Genomic DNA, 9,714 nt, shown 5'->3' with positions numbered 1-9,714 from the left:
TAAATATGAAGAGGTGTATCTCAAAGCTTACAGCAGTGTCATAGATGCGAAAAAGCAATTGAGCGCATATTTTGAGTTTTATAATTTGAAACGACCTCATTCAAGTCTAGACAAAATGACACCAAATGAGTTTTACTATGATCAGCTGCCTCAACAAAACAAGGTGGCTTAACTAGAGCAGAATATCAATTATAAATAAGCTTTTAGTTGTTCAAACAAGTGGAACCACCTCTTCCCTTCCAAATGCCTCACTCAAAGCTGTAAAAAAGTTAATGAAGCATAATCTGGATCAAATTATAAAATGCATTGATGATGAAGCAGAAGTGGTGATACAGCGTGCTCAATCACCTGAAATGTTTGAAGCTATCTGCGCTTTTATGCAAAAACGACAGCCTGATTTTTCGCAGTTTAACCAATAAACTTTGATCAACCAAAAAAAATATTTAAATTAGATACTTATGAAAAAAATAACTAAAAAAAATTCAATCAAGATGCTAATTTTTAGCATTCGAAAATTTGATAGAAATACTTTGTAATATTTTGAGAAAAAAGAGATTAACGCATATTAAAAATATATTTAAAGCGCATCCCCAATGATATTTTTTAAAAGCTACTCAGGGGGAGTAAAAAATTCACTTTGATTATATTTATTCTAGGTATTCACTAGGCGCAAAACCAAAATACGAGCTCAACAGAATTCCATATATTGAGTTCAAGATACTTTAAATTATTAGGGTATTTCAAATGGCGAAAGAGGCTTTTATTCTTAAATCATATTTCATCTAACGTTTAGGTCTAAGAATTTTCATGCCTGAATTGATTGTTTTCGATGAAAATAAAATTATACTTTTTTGTGGAATAGTTTTTTTATGAACACGATGATTACTCTAAGAAACTACTGAATTTTTAGACTCTACAAGTCCATAGAATAATGATCTGTCACAGGCTTAAATCGTTATATAATTTTAAAAATTTTTCCACTTAAAGAACTTTGGAAGAACATTTCAAAGCTTGGTCTAATATCTTCACCGTCTATTGTAATATGCTTGATATTAGAATAAGACTGGGTCACTTCAAACTGGTGATCTACCGTGGCTTGAATGGCGTGTTTAATTCCGAATTGATCTTTTACATTGATATTTTGTTTCAACATTTGTATTCCTTTAATAAGAGTGAAGTGTTAAGAACACTTAAACGTCAGTTAATTTCTTATGAATTAACTCTATGACTTAATTTAAACAATTGATTTGAAGATATATAAAATGTACGACCATCTAAATTTAAATCAACTTCTAGTCCAGAGGACAGCAAAACTCTTTTACCAACTTCAACTTGTTTGAAGCCTTCACGTGTATTTTGCATTCGGACAAGCGGAATTAATGTAACTGATATCTCATTACCGTTTATAGATTTTGCAACTAAATCATTTATTTTTAACAATTTAAATTCCATTTATTTTTAATCAAAAAAAACTAACTTTTAATTAAATTTTAAAATATAAAAAAGCACTCATAAGTGCTTTTTTAGACTGTTAACTGTTACTTAGATAGCAACAATATTTACAGCGTTAGGACCTTTTTGACCTTGAGCAACACTAAATTCAACCAATTGACCTTCTAACAAGGTTTTGAAACCTGAACTGGCAATTTCGCTGAAATGAGCAAAAACATCTGGACCTGATTCTTGTTGGATAAAACCAAAACCTTTAGTTTCGTTGAACCACTTAACAGTACCTTTAACAACATTTGAGTTTGACATAATACATCCCATCAATTTTTAATAATTTTTAGTCACTTTACTGACTGGTGTTAACTTTGAAATAATAAAGAATGAGACTTAAAATCTGAAAAAAACGAAGGATTATGAATAAAACTGCGATGCTTAAAGAAGATTTAGCGAAACAAGACTTTTTTCTAGTTAAGTGAACTATACACTAAATTTCTAATTAATCAAGTTTTCTAATATAAATATAAAATTTTATAAATAAAATAAATATAAATCTCTTTTTTTTCTATTATCCCCGTTTCATTTACTTTGAGTGTATTCATTATCAAGTTCTAAATTCAAACTGTACTCTTTGAGTTAATCATCTCTCTAAGTTCACGTTTCATGTGAAATCAATCATGAGATCTTTGATAAATATAAATAAAAAAAGCACCCTAAGGTACTTTTTTTAGAATTCAAAAATTCAATTTATGGTTTAACCACAACCAAAACTTGAATCGCTTCTGGCGTTACAGATAAACCATCGAGTAACCCTAAGCCTTCTTTTTGCAACTTTTGCAAACGTGTAATTTCATCTTCACGAATACTTGAGTTGAACTGTTTTAAATAGCTCAAACGGTCAATTTCATACTGCCATTTGCTACTATAAATTTCTTTCGCCTGTTTTTTCAATTCAGGCAATGCACCTTTTGCGATATCTAACGCTTGTTCATAACGTTGTTCAACCACATCACGACGTGCTTTCACCACCTGACGGCAACTGTTGCCATCTAAATGATGTAAATAAGGTTTCAAGATTTCAGGTGCAATTTTTTGCGATAAATCCTGCCCTTTTTCACTCAACAACACACGGATCAACTGCGTTGGTAAGCTCGCAGGAAGATTCAATGCTTTTGGTGCAACGACACCCACCTTAAACCACACTTCTAACAATACAGAACCTTGAGGTAGTGCCGCCGATTTTAACAATGCAACGTTGGTGCTACCAAAGGATTGAGTATTAATCATTTCCATCACGCTTTCAGCAAATGGATGCTCCAGCGTGATGTACTGTGCATCTTCACGGATTTGTGCTTGATCACGATAGAAAGTCACGGTCATACCATCTTCATCCAATGGTAAACCTTGTACTTGCATTTGATCGGTTGGCTTAATAATGACAGTACCATTGCTTTGCTCATCAAAGTCGATATTGGTCGATGCCATAAAGCGTTTCATGAACATAGGCAATAAGCTATTGTCATCGTAATTTTCAAGCGCGGTGACAATTTCTTGGGCCACCATCGGACGACAAGAGTTGTATTCAAGTAAGCGGTCACGACCCGATTGCAATTCATCTTCGAGTGCTTGACGTTGAACGTTCACCGCCTCGAGTACATCTTCAAACACTTGGCCTTTATCAGTCAACAAGCACTCTTTTAAATCAATAATGAAGTTTTCTTGAAGTGTTTGAGCCGTTGGAGAAATACTACTGAAAATATTCAATGCTTCGTTATACCAACGGAACATACGCTCTTGCGCAGTTCCCACTAAATACGGTACATGAATTTGAATACGGTTTTCTTGACCGATACGATCTAGACGACCAATACGTTGTTCGAGGATATCTGGATTGGCAGGTAAATCAAATAAGATTAAATCCGAAGCAAACTGGAAGTTACGCCCTTCTGAACCAATTTCTGAACACAGTAAAATTTGAGCGCCATACGACTCTTCTGCGAAGTATGCCGCAGCTTGGTCACGTTCAAGCAAGCTCATACCTTCATGGAACATTGCGGTACGAATACCAGCATGGATACGTAAGGCATTTTCAAGCGCTTCGACCACAGGACCACTACGCGCAATCAGCAACACTTTTTTGTGCTTTAACTGCGTACGTAGCATTTCCATGATCCATGAGACACGTGGATCATTTTCCATCCAAGCGCCATCTAATTGTGCTTCTTCAGGCCACATTTGCTCACGCAGCTTGCCGTCTTTAGACCAGCCTTCGGGTGCAGGTAAAGGTGCAGGCTGACAATCACGGCCTGGAAAACCTTGAATTGCTTCACGAGTATTACGGAACAATACACGTCCTGTGCCATGACGGTCTAATAATTCATGAATCGCACGGTAACGTTGTTCAGGCTCATCTTCAATTTTATGACCCAATAACACTTCGACAGCATTTAAATGCTCAGCTTCAAGTGGTGCATCCGACATTAAAGCTTCTGCAATTGAAGCTGTTTGTTGATATTTTTCTTCTTCATCTAAGAAACGATCAAGCGAACTAAAACGTTGCGGATCAAGTAAACGTAGACGTGCAAAATGGCTTTCTACGCCCAACTGTTCAGGTGTCGCAGTTAACAGCAAAACACCTGGGGTTTTTTCTGCAAGTTCTTCAACTAGGTCGTAACGGTCATTTCCGCCGTTTTCTTCAGACCACATTAAATGATGTGCTTCATCGACAACCAGTAGATCAAAGCCCGCTTCGATTGCCTGTTCGCGCAAGTCATCATGGTCAATCATCAAATCGACCGATGCAATGATGCACTGTTCAGTTAAGAATGGATTGAGTTCTGGATCATGCTCTTTAATCGAAGCTGTACGTGTTAAATCAAAGAGTGAGAAATTTAAATTGAAACGGCGACGCATTTCAATCATCCACTGATATTGCAGTGAATCAGGCACTAAAATCAGGATACGTTCCGAACGACCTGTTTTGAGTTGTTGATGGATGATGAGACCTGCTTCAATGGTTTTACCCAAGCCCACTTCATCGGCAAGCAATACCCGCGGAGCAAAACGTTTACCGACTTCATGTGCAATATATAACTGATGTGGAATCAGTCCAACACGCGCACCGACCATGCCTCGGAGTGGGCTATTTTGCATATTGGCTTGCATTTGTAATGCTTCAATACGCAGGTCATACCATTCTTTATAATCCACTTGGCTTGCCAATAGACGATCAAGGGGTTTTGACAATTGAATGGTTGCGCCTAAACGTGTTTCGTTCAAAGCTTTACGCTGTTGAGTGCCATCTTCAAGGGTACGAATGACGTCATAACGAATAACGCCATTTCGCTCTTCCAAAGCTTCAACTGTCCAAGTAATCCCTTCTTGGTCTTGGAGTTCATCTTTGACGTTAAATACAATACGAGATAAAGGTGCATTGTTACGTGCATAAACACGAGTTTCATCACTTTTAGGGAATAGAATGCTGATCGAGCGTTCATCTACATCAATCAATACACCTAATCCAAGTTCTGTTTCCGTGTCTGATAACCAACGTTGACCAATAGCAAATTGCTGCAATTTTTTCCACCTTATCTCAAGTTAGGACTGAAAAACCAATGCTCAATCAGGAGATTATTTGAACAAAGTTTAACGTCTTTAAGCAATATATTTTGACATAAAGCCCACTAAAAAGTGAGCAAAATTTGGGAATGTTTCACAATTTTTCCATTCAGCTTGTCTTTTACAATGAGGGCAACTGAATTGAATTCAAATCAAGATCATTGATTCAGATTGATCAATTGTGAAACTAGAAAGGAACTGGACTATAAAAATCCATATATTCCTCAGATATCGGATGACTAAAGCTTAATCTTTCTGCATGTAAACAGAGTCTTGGCATTAATGCTTGATGCTCAGGCGCCGCATATAAGGTATCACCAACAATCGGATGACCTAGATATTGCATATGAACGCGTAATTGATGAGCACGACCTGTAATCGGTGTCAATTTAACCCGAGTCACAGCCTGACCCTCTATTTCGAATTGCTCAAGTACCTGCCAATGGGTTAATGCAGGCTTGTTATGGGTTTCATCTACAATGTGAAGTGGTGGTCGAGATGGATCATAAATCACAGGCACATCAACTGTACCCTCACCTTCAAGATGCCCCACCACGAGTGCTTGATAGGTTTTATCGGTTTGGCGTTCTTGAAACTGGCGAGAAATCGACTTTTGACCGGCTTTGGATAGACCAAAAACCAAAAGACCTGAAGTGTCGCGATCTAAACGATGAATCAGTAAAGTTCGACGCTCTTCTTTGAGTAGACGATTGATTGCACAATCTTGTAAATCTGCAGTTTTTCCAGGAACGGAAAGTAGACCTGCAGGTTTATGAATGACCATAAAATCTGGATCACGATGAATGAGGTTTTCCTTTAGAAAGTTACTCAAAGTTCAATTCCTATCAGATCGTGAAAACAAGCCGGCAATGATAGAAAGCTTCGCCCAAAAATACAATCTTGTATTTGCGAAACTTGGTGTTTTTTTCATTCTTTATCTGAAAATTCGACAATTTATCAGCGACTGATCAAGCGAGGATTTTTTCGATCAAGATTCAGATTTTTAATCGTTGGATTAAATCAACTAAATTGATCCCCTTTTCAAAATCCTCATAGCGAATATGAGCACCATTTGCACGCCATAGCCCTGTTAAACTCACGATACCCATTGAATCTAAACCATAGCGTCGAAGATCACAGTAAGGATCAATTTCCAAAGCGTCCATGTCAAGTTGTTCAGCAACAGCCAACAATATCCCTTTTTCCGACAGGATAAACTCAGTGGGTGCACTCAACGTCCAAAGTCTTAATGCGGTTTGAGTGTTTATGTGATGTAAACCCATAGCGACAATAGAGTTGATCCAGTGGATATGCTGAGACTTTGATTCTAAACATATCGCATCATCAATCATGCAAATCTGCTGTGTAATCGAACTGATATGCTGAATGATCGACTTAATGGTTGGGGTGACTTGACCTGCAATAATGATTTGCTTATTTTGAGAGACATAATCTCCTAAGCTCAGCATTGCATTCATGAATTGCTCAGGGTTCAAATCAAGTGCTAGAATATCGAGTGCTTTGGCTTTTTTTGACAATGCGATCAAATTCTCTGAGAGCACACTGCCTTCAAAATCAACTATTTGTCTGAGCTGCTGTAGCCCCACAACCACCAAGACAGATTCTGTTGATTCAAGACGCCATTTGGCTTGACTCAAATTCATTTCAACTTTTTTAGGCAGTGAATACAACATCAATATTCAGATTTAATCTGCCAAAGCTAAAAATACATCAATCGCATGTTGTGCAATTTGAGCATCTTGATGTGATTTCACACCAGATACACCAACCGCACCGACCAATTGACCTTGATACAGAATCGGTTCAGCCCCCTCAAGCATGCCTGAAATTGAACTCACAGTTAAGAATCCGAGCTGACCATCTTTAATCAGTTCTTCAAAAAGGAGTGTCGGTTTACGGCTCAAGGCTGAACATTTGGCTTTTTCAATCGCCAAATTGGCGGTCATTGGAGAAGCACCATCCATACGCTTCATCGCCAACAAGGTTCCTGTTTCATCAACCACAGCAATACTGACATTAAACTTTTGATCAATGGCATATTGATGCGCACGTGTCAGTAGAAATTCAGCATCTTCCAACGTTAAATAGTGCTTAGTCTTCATTTTTAATCGCTATCCCTGAATTTTATACTTGAGACTGATCTGTTAAGACTCAGCCTGACACAAAAAACCCGCAGTACACAGACTGCGGGTATATCTTAATTGATTTTATACAAAAATATTATTTAATGCGTGCAAAAACTGCTTTAGCTGCTTGAATTGTGTACGCAATATCTTCATCTGAGTGCGCACTTGAGATAAATCCTGCTTCAAATGCAGACGGTGCTAAATTCACCCCTTCATCAAGCATGCCGTGGAAGAATTTGCGGAACATGTCAACATCACATTTCAACATCGAATCAAAACTGGTGATGTCTTGTTGATCTGTAAAATACAAACCAAACATACCACCCACTTGCTGAGTTTTGAATGCAATACCCGCTTCATCCGCAGCAGCTTGTAGACCAATCAATAATTTCTCAAGTTGTGCAGTCAGTTTCTCGTAGAATCCTTCAGCACGTAAATGCTTAAACATTTCAATGCCTGCACGCATCGCCAATGGATTACCTGACAATGTCCCTGCTTGATAGACTTTACCTAAAGGTGCAATGCATTCCATCACTTCACGCTTACCACCAAATGCGCCCACTGGAAGACCCGCACCGATAATTTTACCTAAAGTCGTTAAATCAGGTGTTACGCCATAGTGTGCCTGAGCACCGCCTAGACCCACACGGAAACCTGTCATCACTTCATCAATGATAAAGACTGAACCATGTTCATCACAGACATCACGAATGGCCTGTAAGAAACCATCAATTGGTTTCACCAAGTTCATATTACCTGCCACAGGTTCAACAATCACCCCTGCAATTTCTGAACCGAATTTCGCGAAACATTCTTTTAAAGTTGCAATGTCATTGTACGGAAGCGTTAAAGTATGTTTTGCAAAATCAGCTGGAACACCTGCAGATGTTGCTTCACCCTCACCACTTGTGAGCAAACCTGAACCTGCTTTTACAAGTAAAGAGTCTGAATGTCCGTGGTAGTTGCCTTCAAATTTTACAATTTTGTCACGACCTGTATAACCACGTGCTAAGCGAATCGCAGTCATGGTTGCTTCCGTGCCTGAGTTGGTCATACGTACCAATTCAATTGAAGGCATGATTTCACAAATGATATCTGCAAGTGTGGTTTCATGAACTGTGGGTGCACCAAAACTTAAACCATCTACAGCTGCTTCTTGTACTGCTTTAATGATTGCAGGATGTGCATGACCTAAAATCATTGGTCCCCAAGAACCCACATAGTCCACATAGCGTTTGCCATCAACATCATACAAATACGCACCTTGCGCTTTTTCGATGAACACTGGCGTACCACCCACCCCATTAAATGCACGTACAGGAGAGTTCACCCCCCCTGGAATATGTTTGCTGGCTTGCTTAAATAGTTGTTCTTGCTTTGCAGATAAAGTCATGGAGATTCTCAACTTAAAAATTACAATTTATTCAATATGATTTAGATTAAGCTTTTTCAGCAACCTTAAGTCTGTTCAGCAAAAAGTTCAGACCAGTCATATACACGTTGGGCAACCGCTGACATTGAACCACCCAATACATCACTGATCACGGCACACAAATCTGCACCTGCAGCAATCACTTCAGCACCATTTTCAACCGTTAAGCCACCAATCGCACAGATCGGCACATTCAATTTTTCTTTTGCTAACTTTAAAGTTTCCAAACCAATATTGCCTGCTTCTGGCTTAGTCTGTGTTGCATAGATTGCACCAAACGCCACATAGTTTGCACCATCTGCAATCGCTTGCTCAGCGAGTTCAATCGAGTTGTTGCAACTGCGACCAATCAATACATTTTTTGGTAGACGTTGTTTGGCTTCAACAATTGAACCATCGTTTTGACCTAAATGCACACCAATGCCATATTGCACCGCTGTTTCTAAGTCGTCATTAATCACGAAAGGCACGTTATATTGACTGCACATGTTTTTCATGTATTCAATTTCGTAGGCTTGTTTTTCTTTGGCCACATTTTTACGACGATATTGCAAAACAGCTACTTCATAGGTCGCCATTGCACCTTCTAACTTGGCTAATAACAGTTCAATCGGATCATCATTGGTAATTAAATACAAACCGCGCATGGTTAAATCACTCAAAGCAAATACAAAATTGTGTCCATTATAGGACAAAGCACGGTGCTCTCGCATTTGTTAAATTCAACAAAATAGAAAGCTCAGTCATCTGCTAAACTTATATAGAAGATTCTGTTGACGTTTAATTTAAAAATGAACATAAAAGATCGGCGAAAGTTCATAATTGACTACCTATTAATCGTTTTATGGTGAAAAAAGCAAGGTTTTTAAAAAAACCACGATGTTTCAATCCTTCTCTTTCACTTTATTTTGGAAGCAAATTAAAGACCAGGCATTTGTTTTTAAATGTTTTATAGTAGTTAATTTGGTTTAACGTCCATTATGTTAAATGGAGGGGGGAACTTGTCTAGAAAAGAGCGATAACGTAACTCAGAATAAAGCTGTGGATACCATGCCTACTGTATTAGAAATA

Annotated in this window: 10 protein-coding genes and 1 pseudogene; 2 read left to right on the top strand and 9 right to left on the bottom strand. The window is 38.2% G+C overall.

Features of this window, described 5'->3' with window-relative positions; all coding sequences use genetic code 11:
- Together AC5YD2_RS14070 and AC5YD2_RS14065 are read left to right on the top strand one after the other, a co-directional pair.
- On the top strand, positions 1-172 hold a 172-nt coding region (locus AC5YD2_RS14070; protein ID WP_496126930.1), incomplete at its 5' end, for an integrase core domain-containing protein.
- Between the two features lie 64 nt (positions 173-236).
- Positions 237-419, top strand: a pseudogene (locus AC5YD2_RS14065) (enoyl-CoA hydratase); the annotation flags it as partial.
- 536 nt (positions 420-955) lie between these two features.
- Here the strand turns inward: AC5YD2_RS14065 and AC5YD2_RS14060 are convergent.
- From AC5YD2_RS14060 to thiE, 9 genes are all read right to left on the bottom strand, one after another.
- Positions 956-1,153 (bottom strand): hypothetical protein, encoded by a 198-nt coding sequence (locus tag AC5YD2_RS14060; RefSeq protein WP_496126928.1) that lies wholly within the window; start codon positions 1,151-1,153, stop codon positions 956-958.
- A gap of 56 nt (positions 1,154-1,209) precedes the next feature.
- Positions 1,210-1,440: a hypothetical protein gene (locus AC5YD2_RS14055; RefSeq protein ID WP_496126927.1), complete on the bottom strand. Its 231-nt coding sequence runs from the start codon at positions 1,438-1,440 to the stop codon at positions 1,210-1,212.
- 102 nt (positions 1,441-1,542) lie between these two features.
- On the bottom strand, positions 1,543-1,758 hold the full coding sequence (locus tag AC5YD2_RS14050) for a cold-shock protein (protein WP_005105001.1): 216 nt from the start codon (positions 1,756-1,758) through the stop codon (positions 1,543-1,545).
- Positions 1,759-2,193: 435 nt separating this feature from the next.
- Positions 2,194-5,022, bottom strand: coding sequence for an RNA polymerase-associated protein RapA (gene rapA, locus AC5YD2_RS14045; RefSeq protein ID WP_496126926.1), 2,829 nt, complete (start codon positions 5,020-5,022; stop codon positions 2,194-2,196).
- 229 nt (positions 5,023-5,251) lie between these two features.
- Complete coding sequence (locus AC5YD2_RS14040; RefSeq protein WP_496126925.1) at positions 5,252-5,896, bottom strand: RluA family pseudouridine synthase; 645 nt, start codon at positions 5,894-5,896, stop codon at positions 5,252-5,254.
- Between the two features lie 163 nt (positions 5,897-6,059).
- A complete protein-coding gene (locus tag AC5YD2_RS14035; protein ID WP_496126924.1) occupies positions 6,060-6,758 on the bottom strand; it encodes an acyl carrier protein in 699 nt (232 codons plus the stop codon).
- Between the two features lie 12 nt (positions 6,759-6,770).
- Complete coding sequence (locus AC5YD2_RS14030) at positions 6,771-7,187, bottom strand: GlcG/HbpS family heme-binding protein (RefSeq protein ID WP_496126923.1); 417 nt, start codon at positions 7,185-7,187, stop codon at positions 6,771-6,773.
- A 118-nt stretch (positions 7,188-7,305) separates the two neighbouring features.
- Entirely contained in the window at positions 7,306-8,604 is a 1,299-nt protein-coding gene (hemL, locus tag AC5YD2_RS14025) for a glutamate-1-semialdehyde 2,1-aminomutase (RefSeq protein WP_496126922.1), read from the bottom strand.
- Positions 8,605-8,669: 65 nt separating this feature from the next.
- Positions 8,670-9,290: a thiamine phosphate synthase gene (gene thiE / locus AC5YD2_RS14020; protein ID WP_496126929.1), complete on the bottom strand. Its 621-nt coding sequence runs from the start codon at positions 9,288-9,290 to the stop codon at positions 8,670-8,672.
- Positions 9,291-9,714: the final 424 nt, after the last annotated feature.

It is taken from the genome of Acinetobacter sp. CY73 (genome assembly GCF_059515865.1).
Note: the sequence above shows the minus strand (reverse complement) of the source record. Positions and strands in the feature narration are given on the sequence as shown.